General features: G+C 50.5%; 14 protein-coding genes and 2 pseudogenes. 13 read left to right on the top strand and 3 right to left on the bottom strand.

The genetic code is table 11. The annotated features are described in order from the left end of the window. Positions 1–96 precede the first annotated feature (96 nt). From ASG81_RS13350 to ASG81_RS33510, 4 genes and pseudogenes are all read left to right on the top strand, one after another. On the top strand, positions 97–1,083 hold the full coding sequence (locus ASG81_RS13350; protein WP_235548857.1) for an ABC transporter permease: 987 nt from the start codon (positions 97–99) through the stop codon (positions 1,081–1,083). Positions 1,084–1,107: 24 nt separating this feature from the next. Beyond that, positions 1,108–1,992 (top strand): carbohydrate ABC transporter permease, encoded by an 885-nt coding sequence (locus tag ASG81_RS13345; RefSeq protein ID WP_056634661.1) that lies wholly within the window; start codon positions 1,108–1,110, stop codon positions 1,990–1,992. Positions 1,993–2,120: 128 nt separating this feature from the next. Then, positions 2,121–3,851, top strand: coding sequence for an extracellular solute-binding protein (locus ASG81_RS13340; protein WP_056634658.1), 1,731 nt, complete (start codon positions 2,121–2,123; stop codon positions 3,849–3,851). Positions 3,852–4,105: 254 nt separating this feature from the next. Continuing rightward, a pseudogene (locus tag ASG81_RS33510) lies at positions 4,106–4,228 on the top strand (family 43 glycosylhydrolase); the annotation flags it as partial. A 280-nt stretch (positions 4,229–4,508) separates the two neighbouring features. Here the strand turns inward: ASG81_RS33510 and ASG81_RS13330 are convergent. The 3 genes from ASG81_RS13330 to ASG81_RS13320 are packed head-to-tail and all read right to left on the bottom strand — an operon-like array spanning position 4,509 to position 9,079. Beyond that, positions 4,509–6,143, bottom strand: a complete 1,635-nt coding sequence (locus ASG81_RS13330) for an extracellular solute-binding protein (RefSeq protein ID WP_056634652.1) — start codon at positions 6,141–6,143, stop codon at positions 4,509–4,511. Between the two features lie 25 nt (positions 6,144–6,168). Next, the gene (locus ASG81_RS13325) at positions 6,169–7,581 is read right to left on the bottom strand and encodes a response regulator (RefSeq protein WP_056634649.1); all 1,413 of its coding nucleotides are present in this window, start codon (positions 7,579–7,581) and stop codon (positions 6,169–6,171) included. Beyond that, the gene (locus tag ASG81_RS13320; protein ID WP_162255029.1) at positions 7,574–9,079 is read right to left on the bottom strand and encodes a sensor histidine kinase; all 1,506 of its coding nucleotides are present in this window, start codon (positions 9,077–9,079) and stop codon (positions 7,574–7,576) included. The genes ASG81_RS13325 and ASG81_RS13320 overlap by 8 nt, the downstream gene beginning before the upstream one ends. 587 nt (positions 9,080–9,666) lie before the next feature. On the opposite strand from ASG81_RS13320, the gene ASG81_RS13315 reads away from it, so the two are divergent. From ASG81_RS13315 to ASG81_RS30875, 9 genes and pseudogenes are all read left to right on the top strand, one after another. Then, positions 9,667–10,539 carry a helix-turn-helix domain-containing protein gene (locus ASG81_RS13315; RefSeq protein ID WP_056634644.1) on the top strand — a complete coding sequence of 291 codons (873 nt, stop codon included), beginning with the start codon at positions 9,667–9,669 and terminating at the stop codon, positions 10,537–10,539. A gap of 224 nt (positions 10,540–10,763) precedes the next feature. After that, a pseudogene (locus tag ASG81_RS33975) lies at positions 10,764–10,871 on the top strand (hypothetical protein); the annotation flags it as partial. Continuing rightward, a complete protein-coding gene (locus ASG81_RS13310) occupies positions 10,843–13,167 on the top strand; it encodes a glycoside hydrolase family 95 protein (protein WP_442952872.1) in 2,325 nt (774 codons plus the stop codon). The pseudogene ASG81_RS33975 and the gene ASG81_RS13310, both read left to right, overlap by 29 nt. Before the next feature lie 36 nt (positions 13,168–13,203). Beyond that, positions 13,204–14,646: a family 43 glycosylhydrolase gene (locus ASG81_RS13305; protein ID WP_056634641.1), complete on the top strand. Its 1,443-nt coding sequence runs from the start codon at positions 13,204–13,206 to the stop codon at positions 14,644–14,646. 91 nt (positions 14,647–14,737) lie between these two features. Further along, positions 14,738–15,538, top strand: a complete 801-nt coding sequence (locus ASG81_RS13300; protein WP_056634638.1) for an alpha/beta hydrolase — start codon at positions 14,738–14,740, stop codon at positions 15,536–15,538. Positions 15,539–15,589: 51 nt separating this feature from the next. Beyond that, positions 15,590–16,345, top strand: a complete 756-nt coding sequence (locus ASG81_RS13295) for a hypothetical protein (RefSeq protein WP_235548862.1) — start codon at positions 15,590–15,592, stop codon at positions 16,343–16,345. Next, positions 16,230–16,715, top strand: a complete 486-nt coding sequence (locus tag ASG81_RS32790; protein ID WP_235548861.1) for an SGNH/GDSL hydrolase family protein — start codon at positions 16,230–16,232, stop codon at positions 16,713–16,715. The genes ASG81_RS13295 and ASG81_RS32790 overlap by 116 nt, the downstream gene beginning before the upstream one ends. A 184-nt stretch (positions 16,716–16,899) precedes the next feature. Then, complete coding sequence (locus tag ASG81_RS13290) at positions 16,900–19,308, top strand: cellulase family glycosylhydrolase (protein ID WP_081417322.1); 2,409 nt, start codon at positions 16,900–16,902, stop codon at positions 19,306–19,308. Between the two features lie 439 nt (positions 19,309–19,747). Then, the gene (locus ASG81_RS30875) at positions 19,748–19,894 is read left to right on the top strand and encodes a hypothetical protein (RefSeq protein WP_155971499.1); all 147 of its coding nucleotides are present in this window, start codon (positions 19,748–19,750) and stop codon (positions 19,892–19,894) included. Positions 19,895–19,970 lie beyond the last annotated feature (76 nt).

Below are 19,970 nucleotides of genomic sequence, written 5' to 3'. Positions count from 1 at the left end.
CGGCTACTGGACAGATCCGTATCGCGCAGCCAGACAGCGATCCTTCTTTGTCATTCGATGAGGACACAAAAAAATATAGAGGGAGTTGTTGTTGAGATGTCAAATCAACCGGGCGGAGGGAGCAATATGGGAGCGAAACCGAATGGTCAAGCTTATACATCAGCTGCGATGAAGCAGTTTCAGTTTAAAGAAAAATATAAATTATTCCTCATGGCTTTTCCTTTTCTGGTACTCGTCTTTTTGTTCTCTTATTTGCCGCTTTACGGCTGGATTTATGCTTTTTTCGACTACAGGCCCGGCATTCCGCTGTCCCAGACCGAGTTTGTTGGCCTGCAATGGTTTACATCGTTGGTGTCAAATCCGTACCAGATGGAGGAAGTTCTCAGGGTCTTGCGAAACACGTTCGCGATCAGTGCGCTTGGCATTCTGACTTCGGTTCTTCCGGTTATCTTCGCGATATTCTTGATGGAAATAAAGAACAGTTCATTTAAGAAAATCGTGCAGACGCTCACTACTTTGCCGAACTTTATCAGTTGGGTGCTGGTGTACTCCTTCGCCTTCATGTTGTTTTCTGTTGACAATGGCTTTCTGAACAACTTGCTCATGAGCATGGGCCTGATCGAACAGCCGCTGAATATTCTCGCATCGGACAACCACACCTGGCTCTCTATGACTTTGTGGGGCGTATGGAAAGGACTCGGCTGGGGAGCGATTTTGTACATTGCCGCGATTACCGGGATAGATCCGGAATTGTATGAGGCGGCGAGAGTGGACGGAGCAAACCGATTCAAGTTGATGTGGCACGTGACGGTTCCCGGGATTATTCCGACATTCTTCGTTCTGCTCATACTGGGAATCGCGAATTTTATCAATAATGGATTTGAGCAATATTTTGTGTTCTCGAACGCGATGAACATGAATCATATCGAGGTGCTTGATCTTTACGTGTACAACGTCGGGGTGGTGAACAACAACTTCGGGTTTGCGACAGCGGTCAGTATTCTGAAATCGATTGTCAGCTTGATCTTGCTGTTTGCAGCCAACAGACTGTCTAAGCTGGTTCGCGGCGAAGGCGTCATCTGAGTCATCCGAGGAAGGAGAAACAACATGGGTAAAAATAACAGGATTACAATTTTTGATGTGATTAACTATTCGCTGTTTGCCTTATTTACTTTGGCTTGTTTATTTCCGTTTTATTATTTGTTCATCAATACAATCAGTAATAACGACTTGAGCAGTAGAGGACTTGTTATGTTCTTACCTCAAGAGATTCATTTCAACAACTATATACAAGTGTTCAAGATTCCCGGGCTGGGCAATGCCACACTTGTATCCTTTGGACGCACTTTGATCGGCACGGTGCTGACCGTGGCCGCTTCGGGTTTTCTTGGTTACTTGTTTTCGAAACCTACAATGTGGGGGCGCAAGTTCTGGTACCGATTCCTCATCACCACGATGTACTTTAATGCGGGTATTATTCCCTGGTTCCTGATCATGCTTAAGCTTGGCCTCGTCAACAATTTCCTGGCCTATGTTGTGCCTGGGATCGTCTCGCCGTTCTTTATTATTCTTGTCAAAACGTTTGTCGAGTCGACGCCTATTTCCCTGCAGGAATCGGCGCAACTCGAGGGAGCCGGCAATTTGACGATATTCTGGAAGATCGTTATGCCTTTGATCACTCCAATTCTGGCCACGATCGCCATCTTCTCGGCCATCGGGCAGTGGAACTCGTTCCAGGACACGTTGTTTCTAGTCACGGATTCGAACCTGTTTACTCTGCAATTTATCTTGTATCGCTATTTTAACGGAGCGACATCGTTGGCAACTCTGATGCAGTCCGGGGCTACCGATACAAGTTTGGCCAATATGCAGACGGCCACTTCGATTCGGACGACGGTTTCGATGGTTGTCGTCATCCCAATATTGCTCGTCTATCCGTTCTTCCAACGTTTCTTTGTCAAAGGAATCATGATCGGGGCTGTAAAGGGTTGAATATGGAGAACTATGAAGGAGGTGAGGCAGCTCGTTGTAAGCATGAAAATTTACTAAATGGGAGTCAGCATTCTCGGCAATGAAAGAGAAGGTTTTTGCAGGTACATGACAAGGAGGTTAACAAACACATGACAAAAAGAAACAAATGGACAGCGGTTGCTGTCTGGATGATGGCCATGCTTGTATTCTTATCCGCGTGCAGCAACTCAGGAAGCAATGCGGTCAACAACGCGGTGACAGAAGTAAGCACTGACCCTTCGAAGCAACCGGAAATCACGCTGAATGTATTCTCGAACCTGGCCAACTATGCCGGTGAGCAACCGGGTTGGTTCGGGAAGATAATCAAGGATAAATTTAACATCAAATTAAACATTATTTCCGGCGGGCAGCAAAAAGCTTCTACGATGATGGCCTCCGGTGATTTGGGCGACATCGTGGTCGCAATCGATATCGTAGATGCTTCCAAAGCCGGCTTGCTGCTGGATTGGAACAAGGACGGCCTGCTTGACAAATACGGCCAGGATATTAAGAAATATGCCGGTCAGTCGCTCGATGCCCTCAGCAAGCAGTATGGCGGCGGCACGGCGATTTACGCTATCGGCCATAACGTCGGCAGCGGCAGCGGCCCGAGCGAGAGCGCCAATATGACGTTTGGCCCGTGGCTTCGTTGGGACTTATATCAACAACTGGGAAGCCCGGAAATCAAGACGCTGGAAGACTACCTTTCCATTATGAAACAAATGCAGGAGCTTAGTCCGAAGAGTGACTCCGGCAAGCCTGTGTATGGGTTTTCGTTATGGTCGGATTGGGACGGCACCGCTTCAATGAACGCCGCATCCATAGCCGCATTATTCGGCTATAATGTAGGGGACGGATTCAACATCGCCGACTTAATCGTGACGAAAGCCGGTGAAGCGAAGTGGCAAGGCTTGATCGACGAAGACAGCCCCTACATGAGGGGGTTGAAATTTTTCTTTGAAGCAAATAAGATGGGGCTGCTCGATCCAGATTCTTTGACGCAGAAGTTTCCCGACGTGGCCAATAAGTATAGTGATGGACAAATTCTATTCGCGCAATTCCCTTGGCTTACCGATGGCTACAACACCGAGGAGCGCGTAAACGCAGGCAAAGGCTTCGCGTTCGTGCCATTCGCCGAAGAGCAAATGTCTTCTGTAGGATTCTCGCCTTATGGCGGCAATTGGTATTGGTCTATTGGCTCGAAGACAAAATATCCGGAGCGCGTGATGCAGTTCATGAACTGGATGTTCTCGCCGGAGGGCGTTCAGGTGAGCCGAACAGGTCCGAAGGGCTTGATGTGGGATATCCAGGATGGCAAGCCGACTCTGACCGAATTTGGATACAAAGCGATCACCAACTCTGTCAATATGCCTGACGAATATGGCGGCGGGCTGTTCAAGGACGGAGGAAACCAAATCAACAACAGTACGCTTAATTTGTCCACGATCAATCCGGAAACAGGGGAACCGTACGATCACACGATGTGGACCTCTTATTTAGAGAACAATCCGAATCCGGTCACGAAGAGCTGGCGGGACGCTATGGGTGAACTGACGGTGAAAGACTATGTTGTCAATAACAACAAAGTAGCCGTGCAGCCTCCATACTTTAGCGAGCAAGCTCGAATGGAGGAACCGTCCGACATTAAGCAGAAGAAATCCGAAGTGGGCAAAGTCATCAAGGAATATTCCTGGAAGATGATGTACGCGAAGGACGATAATCAGTTTGCCAGCTTGAAAGAGGATATGGTATCGAAAGCCAAAGGCCTGGGCTACGATGAAGTGGTTAAGTGGCAAGTCGAGAACTACGAAAAAACGGTTGGTGCGGCGTTGAAAAAGTAATCAACAAGGAATGAACTGAGTGAACATCTAAATTCCGTGAGCGAAATAAGCTCGCGGAATTTTTTTTTCAGCTAAGCCCAGCTTCAACAGTGTAGATACACAAATCGCCTGAAATACAAATGGCTAAATCAAACTATTCGATGACCTGAAAATCAAGGTTCAATCTTATGTCGTGTTTTATAATCCGAATAGAAGGACTTCGGTATCGCATCAAACTTTAGATTGATTAGGAGTGTAACATGATGACGTGTAGCATGGAGACGTATAGCAATCCGGTAATTCCAGGCTTTTATCCCGACCCGAGCATGTGTCGTGTCGAAGATGATTATTATTTGGTGACAAGCTCGGGAACTGCGGGAGTTGCTATTATCCATACCTTCAGCGGCGAACTGCCAGAACAACTCGAAATACGGCTGCAGCCGTCCTGATGAGTCGCAGTTAACTCGAAATCGTGAACAGGGAACGGAAAGCAATCGTATCTCGTCGGAAAAATGTTCTTTCGGGTTTCAAGGAGAAGCAGGATTGATGCCTGCTTCTCTTTTTTTGAGGCTTTGATTTTATAAGGCCAATTCCCGAAAAGCTGTGGCAAGAGGGGGCGGGTTGGAGCGCTTAAGGAGGGAATCTGCCACTGAGCTGCTTACTTTTTGCAGCTTCTCCTTACTTCCCCGTTACAGTGTACTTCACCTCGTCGGTGATCGTACCGCCGCCGGAATCCATCCAGGTCTTGACGTAATCGTCGAAGGCTTCCACCGGAAGCTCGCCCATGACAATCTTCAGGAAGGTATCGTTTTCCAATCGCTCTAATTCACTCCAGTAGTTGGGCATGGAATCTGTCGTGTCGTAGAATACGCCCCGGACTTTAACCATAGGGGTAGTGACCAGCACCTTCACGCCGGTTTGGAAGGCCAAGGCTGCCATACTGTTGAGGTCGTTGCTCTTGGAGTGAGCCTTCTCCTGAACGATACTTTCATAGACGAGCCTCGACTCTACATCGAGTGAAGCTGGATCCTTCTTTCCCTGGAAGACACTCTCGACATCCACGTATCGCTTCTCGATGGCATCGGTGAAGTCCAAGAGGTGATCAATCGGGAAGTAATTACGCAACTGAGCCCCGCCATGGAGGAGCTCGTCCTCCAGTTTTTTTACTTTTTCTTTATTGGGATCCTGCTTCCGATTCAGCCGGGTTTCGATGTTCAGAACCTTGACGACGGCTTCAGGATGCGGGTATCCCTTGCGCACGACGAGATAGCTGTTCATGACAGGAGCGATGTGGGTTACGAATTTGCCATCCTCATTCAGGGGAACCGGATAGGCCTTCCAATCCGCGCTCGGATCGATGCTGTTGAAATCTCCCAAAGGCCAATAAGGCGCCCACCATGGTCCGAAAAACAGTCCGGACTTGTTCGAAACGATCGGTTCATGGATATTCTTGTTGAGGGCGAATTGGTTATCGATGAGCCCCCGCTTATACCAATCCGCCAGCTTGGAAAGTGCCTTTTTGTTCTCCGGCATGATGGAACCATAGAGGATCCGTCCTGTGGAGTCCTTGATCCAATTCTTCGGGAAAGCCCCGAACGCGTGGAAGATGGAGTCAAAGCCGCACACCGCAGGATGCTTGCCGTAGACGATATTCCGATAGCCGCACAGTCCTATCGTATTGTCCTTCCCGTCTCCGTCAGGGTCCATGTTGATGAAAGCCTGGGCGATCTGCTCCACATCGGTCAAGGTCCGGGGAGGCGGAAGGTGCAACTTGTCAAGCCAATCCTGGCGTACCCAGAGCAAGGAATGAGAATCGGATTCAAAGGTCGCATTGGGCAGCGCATAGAGCTTGCCGCCGATGCTGGCAGCCTGCAGGGCGGTATTGTTCTTCGAAGCATAGATGTCCTTAACCAGCTTGGAAGCGTAGGTTTCATAGACGGCGCCTAGGTCCTGGATCATGTCCATCTCCGCCAACTTGCGAAGCTGGCTCCGGTTCACGATCATGGCGTCCGGCAGATCCTTGCTGGCAATGGCCAGCTCGACCATTTGATTATTGGAGTCCGCCCCCTCCGCTTCCCAAGAGGGAACTACCTTGACGTTGGACAGCTCTTCGATATACCGGACAACCGGGTTATTGAGGATGGCCGGGAGCGGCATGCCAACCCGCAGGGTGACCGGTTCAACCATTCTGCTGAAGTCAAGCTCCCCCACCGCAGCGTCAATGGAGGGCTCCCGAGAAGTCCCGGCGTGGTCTGAACATGCGTTTATGAACAGGGTAAGCAAGCAGGTAAGAATGAACCAACGCCTTTTCACTTGAACTCTCCTCCCGACAACTTATTCAGAACGGTTTCCCGTCCATCCGAAACTCAGTGGGGTACTTGCCGATCAGATCCCTGAACAGCTTGCTGAAGTACTTGTCATCCTCGAAGCCGACGGACATGGCGATCTCATAGACCGGGGTATCGCTCTCCAACAGATAAGCCTTGGCCCGTTCCATCCGCATCATGCGCAGCACTTCCTTGAAAGGCTGTCCTGCGAAACGGGAGAAGCATTGGCTGAAGTAGCTGCGGCTCATGTTCACATGATCGGCTACATTGGCCTGGTTCATCTTGTCGTATGCATGGAGTCTCATATAGATCATGGCCCGGATCAGGCACAGGATGACTTCTTTGGACAGGGCCAGATCCAGCATCCGTCGCTTCGCAAGATCCGCGATCCGTCTAAGCCAGACCGTCCAATCAGGCCAATTCCGGCACGAGCGGGAGGCTTCGAGCAGATGCTCCGCTTCCGTCTGGCTGAATAAGCTGCCTTTCCAATCTCTGCACAGGGCTTCGCCGAACGCCAGCAGCCGGTCCGCTCCGGGACGGCGTTCCTCCACCTCGCCGATCAGGCGGTTCCAATCCTCCGTGCCGAAGGCCCACCGCAGGTCCTGATGCCGGTTCAGCCACTCCTCCTCCGGAGCCGAGTCATTCCCGGAGCGGGAGGGGGAAGAGTGGATCAACTTCCCGTAGGCCAATTGGTCCAACGTTCCGGATCGGCTGTGATAGAACAGGGCGTTCTCCAGATGCAGCCGCACCGTCTCCTTGACCTCTTCCAGGGGAACATTCTGGAGATCCGTAATCAGCGTAATCTCCCACCGTTCTCTTATCGCACGGGTCAGCTCCCTAACCAATCCGTCCGATGGTATGGGATGGACCAGCGGCACCATGCCACCCTCCTCCCACTCGATGAACGGATTGTTCCGTACGGGAGACAGAGCGAACAACTCACTCTTCTCTGATTCCGGCAGCAGGGGACGGAAGACGAGGGCGGAGGAGGCCGGCATGAGCCTTTCGGCGGAACCGTTCGAAGAGCTCGCCCGCATGGCTTCCTCCCAGCGGTACCGTTCGATGATCCGGGCGATGGTGTCGTCCGCATTTTCCATTTCCAATAGCGTCTTCACGATGTAATCGATCACACCGAGCCGCAGAGCTTCTTGAATATAATCGAATTCATGATGACAGGTCAGTACGACTGTGCGAACATGGGGGAATTGCAGCCGGGTCTGCTGGATCAACTCCAGGCCGGACATTCCGGGCATGGTGATATCCGTGAACAGCAGGTCGACCGGCTGTTCACGGATTAGCTTCAATGCGGAGGGTCCGTCTGCTGCTTCCCCAACGATGGCAATGCCTAAGGCCGACCAGTTGATCATGGAGATTAACCCTTTGCGGACCAGCTTCTCGTCATCCACTATAACGGCTTTAATCATCGAACTCCTCCATCCTTTTCATGGGTATTACAATGGTAATGATCGTTCCGACATTCTGTTCGCTCTCTATGCTTAGCTTCATATGATCTCCATAATACCGCTTTAGCATCCGATGCACATAGGACAGCCCGATGCCGAGCCCCCGCTTCCTACCTGCTTCATCATCCGTAAGGAGCCGTTCCGCCGTCTCCTGATCCATCCCCGTTCCGTTGTCTTCCACCCGGAGCATCACCCAACTATCGTCTTTGATCCGGATCGTGACGGCGACCTTTCCGCCGTGATCACCGGCCCCATGATAGATGGCGTTCTCCACCAACGGCTGCAGGAGGAACCGGGGAACCGCCACATGAAGGGCTTCGTCATCCGAATCCAGCGAGTAATGAAATTCATAATCATACCGTATGCGTTGCAGGTCCATATAGTTGCGCAACGCGTCGATCTCGTCGGCCACGGTAACGATCAGGCTTTTTTTTCCCAGGTTGTAGTGCAGGACCTTAATCAAGAGAGTGACCAGCTTGTCGATGTCCTGCTGGCCATTCATCCGGGCCAGCCATTGGACCGTATTCAAGGTATTGTGAAGGAAGTGGGGGTTGATCTGGCTGAGCAGCTTTTCCACCTCGAACCGACCCTTCTCCTTCTCGTTGGTTTCCACCGTGTGAATCATTCGGTTGATCTGATCCTTCATCTCCTGGAAGTTCTCCAGGACGAAGTTGAACTCCTGGACATTCGTGTACGAGACCTGACTGGAGCGGTTCTCGACCATGCGGACGATCTCCACATTGACCTTATGCAGAGGCCGGTAGATGTGTCTCCAGATGAGCCAGGCCAGCAGCACAGCGAAGATCAGGGTGGACAGAGCCACAAGGATCATGGTCCTAAACCAAGCCACAATCTCGCTGTTAAAGGTGGAATTATGGACAACTCCAATGAGCTGCCAGCCTTGGCTGCTGGCGTAGCGGAACAAATGGCGGGACGAGAGGAACCGGTAGTCACCGATCTTATTTTGACTGATGGCCTCTCTTATATTCTGAGGCAGCTCCGGGTCCTCAACATAGGCTGTCTTATTGTTCCCGTTGACAAGGACATGCGATACCTTCATGCCGTAAGATTGCTTGTTCAAAATATTATCTATAAGACTGTAATGGGTCTCCATATAGATGAACAAGGGACGGTTGCCTGGAACGCTGACGGCGCGCATAGCCGATAGGACCAAGCTGCCCCTGCTGCCGTATTGGTATTGGGTCGGATGGAGGCCGAAATAATCCGCCCCGTTGTAATGGATGAATTCCGGCAGGGTACTGCTGCTGAAGGTCTTGCCGATGTTCGGATTGGCGAAGAGAACCGACTCGGCGTTCCCGGGCTCCCCAAGCTCCAGGTAGGCGGTCAAGCCCAGATAAGGGTTGGTGAAGGCGGCCAGATTCATCCTCTCCTTAATGGAGTCCATAATCTGGATTTTGTTAAAAACCTGGCTGTCCCGCAATGACAGATAGTCCGACACCTCGTTCGCGATCTGACCGTCCAGCGCAAACTGCTTGGTTGCTAAATCCAGGTTGATGACAGCGCTTTCTAGGTTGACGGCCTCCTGCATCAGGGTGGCGCTGATTCCGCTTTTGATCTTGTTCGATAGAATCGAGTATATGGATGAGTAGGTAAGGACACCGACCAGAACGAGCGGAAGCAGGCAGCCGAGCATCAGGTAGATGACAAGGGTCCGCCGCAGGGATCGTGCCGCTATGCGACCTTGATTGACGGGATGTCCGGGCATCTTAAGCATCTACTCTCTTTCGGGAATTATAGGAGAACAGTTCATTGTAAGCGTCTTAAATTATAACATTAGATGGAGTGTGTGTTCAATGACAAGAGTTTCCTACGCCAGCTTTACTCGGTTTTTTTTGATTCCGAATGGGTAGAAAACGGTTGCTCAAGGTAAGAACTTTGTTCGATAACCTCAATCCAAAGCTCTAAATGTCGAAACAGCCCTCACACCTAGCTAGATTGCTTATTCCGCTATTCTAAAGAAGAGTAACGATAGGCTAATTATTAGAATTCCCTAACGGGAGGCTGGGTTCAGGGGAGGGTGACATTTTGAAGGTCGTTTATTTGGAATGGTTTACGAAGGACGAGACTTTCCCATTCTTTATCCAATACGGCGGGCACGACGAGGACACAGACTTTCACAAGCATAACGGCTTCTCCGAGATGGTGATTGTGTTAGAGGGGACTGCTACGCATATCGTCAATACCGAAAGCTCCTTAATTAAGAAGGGTGATGTATTTGTCTTGAACGAAGGGACCTATCATGCATACAAGAATCCTAATAATTTTAAGATTTGCAATATTATGTACTATTCCGATATACTGCTTTCAGCCGGTCCGGATTTGCGGACTTCAAGTGAATATCGCAATTTACACACCTATAGCAGCAAGCTAAGTTTATCAATTCCCAGCTTTGAATATGTCTCCTCGCTGACCTCTGCCATGATCGATGAACATAAGAGTAGGCTTAATGGGTATCAGACAATGCTGATTTCTCAGTTTTTGGCGCTTGCGGTCTATTTGTCCAGACAGTATGACAGTACGGAGAAGTGCATGACGAGAAATCAGATGCATCTGGCGAATGTGATCTCCTATATCGGAAATCATTATAGCGAGCCGCTTACTATGGAGAAGATCGCAGCCAAAACTGACATTTCGGTCAGGCACTTGAACAGGATCTTCCAAGCCTATTATCAAACGACGCCGATTTCTTATCTGCAGACCATCCGATTGGAGCGCGCATGTACGCTATTAAAACAGACTAACCTATCCATTACGGAGATATCCGGCGAATGCGGCTTTAACGACAGCAATTATTTCACCCGTCAGTTTACCCGTGCTTATGGGCAATCACCCAAGGCTTACAGATTGAGCCGGCAATCTTATCAACACGAAAGAAACGGACAAAGGGTGGTACTGTAGCAGTAAATACGATATAGAATTGTGCACTTATAGATTTTCCGCCGCTCAATCTCGTTTTGGCGGTTTTTTTTGCGCCGAATTTGACATTACACGATTCCAAGTATTTCTGATTCAGAATGAATCTGAATAATCTGGAAAGTTAGGAGGTCTCTTATGTGCTATTTCAATGACTAGAAAATCAAGGTTCCTTGGTGTGCCTTGCTATATTATTGGAAATATTTCGTATGGCAGAAAGGTTGATTAACGTGGAATACAGCAAACAAATACAATCGCCGATGCGTTTATGGTACAGACAGCCGGCGGTTGAATGGACCGAAGCTCTGCCTCTGGGCAACGGACGGTTGGGAGCGATGGTATTCGGTCGGCCGGACGAAGAGCTGTTCATTAAATGAAGATACGCTATGGTCGTTCCAGCCGCGAGATACGGTGAATTATGGCGCGGCAGCTTATCTCGCTAATGCGAGACAGGCTATTGCGAACGGAGCGTACATGCAGGCACAGGAAATAATCGAGCGGTACATGCACGGACCCAGAACGGAGGCGTACCAGCCGCTTTGCGATTTAAAGCTTAAGCTCGGCGACGGCTCAAGCTCCGTCGAATTTTATGAACGTCAGCTCGATCTGGACACGGCTGTAAGCAGCGTTACTTACATGCGGGGTGGCGTCCGTTATACGCAGGAGTCATTCGTCTCCGCCGCCGATCAGGTATTGGCGATACGATTGAGCGCAGATCGTCCGGGGAGCATCGATGTGACGGCGTCCCTTGTAACTCCTCATTCGGCGGCTGTCAGCCTGGAAGCCGATAGAGGCATTCTGACGATGAAAGGAAACGGTCCCACGCATCCGGATTCGGAATCGGCCTCCGATGCGTTCGAAACGCTAATTTACGAAGAACATAAAGGAGTGCGCTTTGAGGTACAGCTCCTGGCTATCATCGAGGGGGGGATGAAGGAAAGCGGTAATCATGCCGAGCTGAGAGCGGCCAATGCCGACGCCGTAACGTTCCTGCTTGCGGCTGCAACGAGCTTTAACGGCTTCGATAAAAATCCGGAGACCGAGGGCAAAGACCCGGCCGATCAGGTTCGAATCGCTCTCGCTGCGGCCGCCGGATTCTCCTACGAAGAATTGAAAAGCCGTCATCTCAAGGATTATGTCAAGCTGTACAACAGGATGAAGCTTGATCTGGGCGAATCCGTTGCCGATCGGCTTCCGACGGACGAACGGCTTATTCGCGTGCAACAAGGCGATAGCGACCCGGGATTGTCGGCTCTGTACTTCCAATATGGCCGGTATCTGCTTATCGCTTGTTCCCGGCCAGGTACGCAAGCGGCGAATTTGCAAGGGATATGGAACAAAGACATAGACCCGCCATGGAGAAGCAATTATACCGTTAACATCAATACGGAAATGAATTACTGGCTGGCGGAAACGTGCAATCTGGAGGAATGCCACGAGCCGCTGTTTGATCTGCTTGAAGGTCTCAGCGTCAGCGGCCGAAAAACCGCGGAAGTTCATTACGGCTGCCGCGGGTGGACTGCCCATCACAATGTGGATTTGTGGAGAATGTCGACACCTGCTGCAGGCTCCGCAAGCTGGGCGTTCTGGCCGATGGGCGGCGCATGGCTCTGCAGGCATTTGTGGGAGCGGTACTTGTTCGAAGGAGATGAGGAATTTCTTGCAGCCAAGGCGTATCCCATCATGCGGGAGGCTGCTTTGTTCTGCCTGGATTGGTTGATCGAAGACAGCGAGGGCCATCTAGTTACGTCGCCGTCTACGTCGCCGGAAAATTTGTTTCTTGATGCCGAAGGCAGGACGTGTGCGGTCAGCATGGGGACTACAATGGACACCGCCATTATCCGTGAGCTGTTCACGAGTTGCATAGAAGCGAGCGCGCTGCTGAATGCCGATGCCGAGCTGCGCCGCGAATGGGAAGCTGCGCTCGCCCGTCTGCTGCCTTATCGCATCGGTCGGCATGGCCAGTTGCTGGAATGGTTCCGCGAGTTCGAGGAGCACGAACCGGGGCACCGCCATATCTCGCATTTGTACGGATTTTATCCTGGAGAGCAGATCGATCTGCATCGCGATCCGGAGCTGGCGGCAGCCGTACGCACTTCCCTCGAACGTCGTCTGCAGTACGGCGGCGGACATACCGGATGGAGCTGCGCCTGGATCATTAACGTTTGGGCTCGGCTCTCGGATGTGGAGAACGCGTATCGGTATTTGCAAACGTTATTCGCCAAGTCGTCCTACCCGAATTTGTTCGATGCGCATCCTCCGTTCCAGATCGACGGCAATTTCGGCGGCGCCGCCGGTATCGCGGAGATGCTGCTGCAGAGTCATGGCGGAGAAATCCGTCTGCTTCCGGCACTTCCGGCAGCATGGCCGACCGGCTTTGTCAGCGGCTTGCGGGCGCGAGGCGGTTTCGAGGTCGATATTGCCTGGAAAGACGGTCATGTTGCCGAAGCCGAACTGAGAGCGGCGCGGAATGCTCTGTGCAGCATGCGCGTTTCGAGCGCCATTCGCGTAACGCGGGCAGACGGCTCTGTGCTGGCTCAAAGCGATAATGCGTCGGTGGTGAAGTTTCAGGCGGTCGCAGGGGAGACGTATTCTATTAGGGCTGTGCGATAAAGAACGAAGAATGAACAAACTCAGTAGGAGGAAGAAATGATGACCAAGGATATTAGAAAAGGGGACTTGGGGAACGGCACCTATCGGAATCCGGTGTTAGCCGGAGACTATGCCGATCCTTCCGTATTGCGAGTAGGCAACGACTATTACATGACGCATTCCAGCTTTACATTCACCCCGGGGCTCTTGATCTGGCATTCGAAGGATTTGGTCAACTGGCGTCCGGTTGGCAAGGCGCTGGATCGCTATATCGGGGATGTCTGGGCGCCGGATTTCATTGTATATGAGGGCACGTATTATATCTATGTGCCTGTGGACGGAAAAATCGTGGCGCTAACTGCGCCGGCACCCGAAGGACCATGGAGCGAGTCTGTCCAGTTAGGCTTGGAAGCGATTGATCCGGGGCACGTGGTCGACCAAGAAGGCAACCGGTATTTGCATACCGGCGGCGGTTATATGACCAAGCTTTCCAAAGACGGTCTTTCGATTGAAGGGGAAACCGTTCATGTCTATGACGGATGGCAGTTTCCGGATGAATGGGTGGTGGAAGGGAAGTTTCTTGAGTCGCCCAAGTTATTCTATCGCAACGGTTATTACTATCTGACGTCCGCGCAAGGCGGAACATCTGGTCCTCCGACGAGCCATATGGTTATATCCGCGCGTTCCAAAAACCCGTGGGGACCGTTCGAGAACTCCCCATACAATCCGATCATTCGCACCCAAAGCCGCGATGAGCGCTGGTATTCGAAAGGACATGGCACCTTGGTCGATACGCCGAACGGAGAATGGTGGATCCTGTACCATGCTTACGAAAAAAATAATTATCCATTAGGCAGGCAAACGTTGCTGGAGCCGATTGAATGGACGGCAGACGGTTGGTTCCGAGTACCGGAGGACATTTCCACAGATCAACCGATTGCCAAGCCGGAAGGTGCGGCTGTCGAGCATGGCTTGCCGCATTCCGATTCCTTCACATCGGATCGGCTTGGGCTGCAATGGAGCTTCTTTAAGCAGCATGACAAGGAACGATACGCGTTTACAGGAGATGCAATTGTTCTCCAGGCTTCAGAGGGTGTGTCGCCGCTCGTCTTTATGCCGGAAGATCACAATTACGAGGTTACCGTGGAGGTAGCCATTGAAGCGGGCAGCCAGGGAAGACTCCTTCTCTTCTATAATCAAATGTATTATAGCGGCATGGGGATTTCTGAAGAGGGGATCTATGGCATACTTCGCGGATGGCCTGCGCCGTGCATTCCATTCAACGGAAAAAGTGTTCATATGCGATTGCGCAATTTAGAGCATGAGGTAATCTATTTCTATAGTCATGACGGCAGCACATGGCGGAAACTTCCGCATTCGTTCGAAGCATCTGGCTTCCATCACAATGCGCTGGGAGGCTTCCTAGCCTTGCGAATCGGATTGGACACATGCGGGGAAGGGAAGGTTATGTTCAAAAACTTTCAATACCGGAGTCTTTAAAAGGTTGTTCAAAAAGCCGCCATTTGATCACGTTTTTTGAACACGTACTTTAAGGGCTCTAACGTTCAATTAATTTCTTGATGGGGGCAATATGAGTACGATTGAATTATGGTCTGGAGCATCCAAAGAAAGCATTGGCGATGAGAACCAGGGATGTCCGAGTTTGAGTGTATACCCAGTGCATGGAAAAGACCTTTGCCCTGCAGTCATCGTATGTCCGGGCGGGAGATATCTCAGACGCGCCGCGCACGAAGGCGAGCCGGTTGCCAAGTGGTTAAACGGGCTCGGCATATCCGCTTTCGTCCTGAATTACCGGGTATCGCCGTATCAACATCCGATTCCGCTTCAGGATGCGCAGCGGGCTGTACGGACCGTAAGACATTATGCAAAGGATTGGAACATCGATCCGGAGCGAGTCGGCATTTTGGGCTTATCCGCAGGCGGTCACTTGGCATCCGCAACGGGCACTTTGTATGACACTGGAGATAACCAGTCATCCGATCCGATAGAAAGACAGAGCAGCCGTCCGAATTTGCTAATCTTGTGTTATCCGGTCATCACATTCGGAGCGTATGGTCATCAACCGTCCATGCACCATCTGCTTGGCGATTTTCCGGATGAATCGCTTATTGCTTTATTGTCCACTGAAAAGCAAGTGACAGAAGACACCCCGCCAACGTTTCTTTGGCATGCGGCGGATGACGAGAACGTTCCGGTTGAAAATAGTTTGCTTTTTGCTGGAGCTCTTAGCCGCCATCAGGTGCCTTTTGATTTGCATGTATTTGAAAGCGGCGGACATGGACTAGGTTTAGCCGATGGTCATCCTGAAGTGAAGGCTTGGCCGGAACTCTGTGAGGCATGGCTAAGAAAACGAAATTTTCTATGGCGATAAGCTTCACTTAATGGCATAAAGTTTCAACAATAGACAGGGGGGAAAGTATCCATGTGGTGGAGTTCTTATGCTTCGGCGACGGTTCAATCTACGGCCAAAAATTTTATTATGAAAAGCGATTCCGCTTTTACCCATACGTACAGAGCTTATATCAAGACAACGGAATGCGGGGAATTAAAGCTGAGATTCTGGTGCAGCAATCTGGTGGATTCTACATGGGCAGACGGCTCTGAATCGAGCGCCAATCTGATTGGAGGCTCGTGGAAAATCGAGTCCGCTTACATTGCTGATGGCGGGAGGCTGCCTGATGGAAGCGTTGTAGAGGGTACGCAAATTCCGGTAACGTTCGATTCGACGATCGCCAGGTTGGTTATGCCGGGAGAGAAGTTTTGGAGCGATGCCGCCCGGATCATGATCCCGGAGGAGCATTATTTGGTATTTTCGTGGACGATTACGACATTGGCTGCTGGCGTAAGCTTTCCCTACAATACGGAAAGCCCATTGGTGTCCGCCTACGATGCGCCCGGGCATGCAGCCGTCCAAATCAGAGCCGACGGTTTCCAAAAATCCGTAAATTGTCTGTTTCTGCCGGATTTCATCGGCTGCGAGCGTGAGGGAGCAAAGCGTATTGCGTTCTTGGGCGATTCCATTACCCAAGGCGTGCGAACGCGTCCGGACCTGGGTTGCCCGCATTGCGGAGGGGCTTGGCCCGGAATACAGGGTATGGAATCTCGGATCGGGGTGGGCGCGAGCTTACGATGCCGCAAGCGACAAGGCTTGGCTGAGCAAAGCCAAGCAAAGCGATGAGGTTGTCATAGCATTGGGGGTCAACGATATAAGTACGACCGGACGAAGCGCCCCTCAGCTGCTGGAGGATCTGCAAACCATTGTGTCCATCCTTAAAGACAGCCGTATCGATATGTCGGTCATCCTTTGCACCGTGCCCCCATACAGTCTGACCGACGCGCAGGAGCTTGTCTGGAGGGATGTGAATCAGGCTATACGAAGTCATGTTATTGCCGGAGTTGATCGAATATTCGATATTGCGGAAGTACTCTCGCAAGCGGCTCCTCGCGATAACCTGATTATGCCTGAATATATGTCGAGCGAGTTCGATGCGCATCCGAATGGTAGAGCAGGATCCGCTGTTGCCTCGGCTTTCTTGGCATGGTATTGAATGGGAGCTGCCTATCGCATGAAACAAGCCGTAAGGAGACATGTTCTCCTTACGGCTTATATGTCTCTTTTGTACTAGATGATGTCCTAAAAATCAAGGTTAATAGTCAAACGATGACTTATAATCAATCAGAAAGCAGAAGTGTATACGCTTTCAAATAAAAATTAATAAAGGAGACTAGTTGATGAAAACAAGTAAAAAGTCGAGTGGATTCACCCAATCAATCGTTTCATTATTTGTGTCCGTTTTACTTCTGCTGATGTGCGCGATTCCCGTCGCAGCTAATGACAGCGCACCTGTAGGAGCAGTAATATCCGAATCGCCGGCTCCGGCTCCGGCCCCTGTTCCAACCGGCACCATCCAGGACTATGTAGACGCTATGCAGCCCGGATATAACCTGGGCAATACATTTGATGCATTTGGGGGGGACTGGGTGCAAGAAGTCCAGGATACCGTAACCCAGGATTTCATTAATGAAATTGCCAGACAGGGCTTCAAAAGTATCCGCATTCCGACTACATGGGAATGGGGCGGTCATACGGGCGCCGCACCGGATTACACGGTTGATCCGGCCTGGATGAACCGGATTCAGCAAGTTGTGGACTGGTCGCTTGATGCGGGTCTGTATGTCATGATCAACCTTCACCACGACAACATTAGGTGGATCAACCAGATGCCGACGAATCATGACGCCGTCTTGGCCCAATATAATGCGCTCTGGACGCAAATTGCCGACCGGTTCAAGAATCATTCCAACAAACTGATGTTTGAAAGCGTCAACGAACCGCAATTTGTCAACGTTGATAATGCGAAGCAGAACGAGTTGCTTGATGAGCTCAATACCTCCTTCTTCCATATTGTAAGAGCATCGGGGGGTGCCAATGACGTTCGTCCGCTTGTATTGCCGACGTTAGTTACGAATGGCGGTCAACTGGATATGGATTATCTTGCAAGCACGATGGCGAAGCTGAACGACAAGAATTTAATCGCCACCATACATTTTTACGGCTTCTGGCCGTTCGGTATAAACATTGCCGGCTACTCGACGTTTGAGCATAATGGAGACACAGCTAAGGATATCGATGGATTGGCCGCGAGAGCGTATAATACGTTCATAGCGAAAGGAGTTCCCGTTGTTATAGGCGAATTCGGAGTGTTCGGCTGGGATAGCTGGGGTGCCGGGGACGATGTGCCCGAGAAAGGCGAGGCGAACAAGTTCTTCGAGTATTCTACCTATGTTTTCAAACAGAATAAAATGACCCATATGCTGTGGGACAACACCTCCCGTTTTGACCGTTCCACGTATAAGTGGAATGACCAGGATACTTACAATTACATCATGGCGGGCTTGGAAGGCCGTTCCTCCACCGCCGAATCCGATCTGATCTTCATCAAGAAGGGTGCTCCGGCCCAGGACACCGTCATGCATTTGAACTTGAACGGCAACAATCTGACCGGCATCACCGCTGGAAATGAAAGCTTGACCGCAGGAAGCGATTATGTGGTGAATGGCAATGACCTGGTCTTGAAAGCAGGATTCATTGCAAAGTTGATCCAATCGGCTCAATTGGGCGAGGTCGCCGTATTGAAGGCCCATTTCAACAAAGGTGTAGATTGGACCTTCCATGTCATGTATAACGACACACCGGTTCAACAAAACGCAGAAGGCTCCAACACGAATTTTGCAATTCCAACTGCCTTCAACGGCGACCGTCTTGCCACGATGGAGGCCGTGTACACGAAAGGGGGCAACGCCGGGCCGGCTAACTGGACTTCGTACAAAGCGATTGCCGAGTCATACAAGCTTTCTTATGCAACGAATGAAATCCTTCTCACAGAGAACTTCTTCAAAGAAGTAACAAGCGGTGACGAAGTTGTTCTGACGTTCTATTTCCGAAGCGGCGCGGTACTTGAATATAAGGTTACGAAAAACGGCACGAGCGTTACCGGCAAAGCGCCTAGCGCTCCGTCCGTCTCGATCACCTCGTATGAGGAAGGTCAGGCGATCAACTCGAACAGTCCGCAGCTTGACTGGACTTTCCTTGACGCTTATTATGGGGATACCCAAGCTGCCTATCAGGTTCAAGCCTCCAGCGACGGTTGGAAGACGGTCGGTATGGACAGCGGTGAGCTGGCGGGCACATCCAATTCCTATAAATTGAGCGGATTGGCAGACGGAAATTGGTCGATCAAGGTACGTGCGAAGAACAATCATGGTACCTGGTCGGAGTGGGCGTACAGAAGCTTGATCATTGATACGGTTGCTCCAACCCTGAACGTTGTTCTGGATAAGGAAACCTTGTTGCCAGCTAACAACAAACTGGTTAGTGTAAAAGCTACAGTTAAAGCTGAAGATGGGCTGTCGCAGGTGGAATCCGTTGTTCTGCTGTTTATTACGCCAAACACAGCCGTCGACAGCTACGAATCCATGGTTCAACAGGCCGAATTCGGCACATTCGATACCGAGTTTATGCTGCTGGCTAAAAAAGCCAAGGGTACGGAACCTCTTGTTTATACGATTAACTATAGAGCCGAAGATCGTGCAGGGAATGTTACGGTTACATCTGTCACCGTTACGGTCTCCCATGGCTAGTCAGGAAATAAATAATAAGCTCTTCCAGCAGTTTGAGGAACTTGATTTGAATAAACTGCTACTCTTATTACATGACATGAAATTGAAAGAACCTCGCAGCAAGATATCGAGGTTCTTTCTTTATCTGGAACGCATCCCGCGAACAAAAAAATGGCTCGGCGAATATCTTCATTTATTGCAAACCTATGAGACTTGCTCGGACGAACTTTCATTATCAAAGTTGGGATAAGCTTAGGGTTCACTTTATTTGCTTTCCAATATTTGCGCGCTCTGTATTTTGTTCGGAAGCTTCCTTTAGTATTAGCAACAATAGGGTTGAACGATGTCTATATCCTGCTATTTTCCGGCCTAAAAATCAAGGTTTATAATCAAGCTGTTTAATATAATCAATCGGAAAGCGCTTTCAAAAACTCAGGATTTAAAAAAGGAGACTACCAAGATGAACACAAGGAACAACGGCCGCTATACCTTCAGCGGCAAGGCTTACAACGGTTCCTCCATCGACTGGGAAACCAACGAGCAAGCCTTGAATTACAACTCGCCTTCACCGGGAATGGCACTTGGAATGGTGCCTACACTAGCGTGACCGTGCCGGTCAATATCCCTGCAGGAGCGGCAATGGCATTCAGTTCAACAATGTTCCTGCTGCAACCAGCCTTACT

Origin of the sequence: Paenibacillus sp. Soil522, from assembly GCF_001428245.1 — a bacterium.
In the GTDB taxonomy this organism is placed as follows: domain Bacteria; phylum Bacillota; class Bacilli; order Paenibacillales; family Paenibacillaceae; genus Pristimantibacillus.
This window is presented reverse-complemented; position numbering and strand designations above follow the sequence as displayed.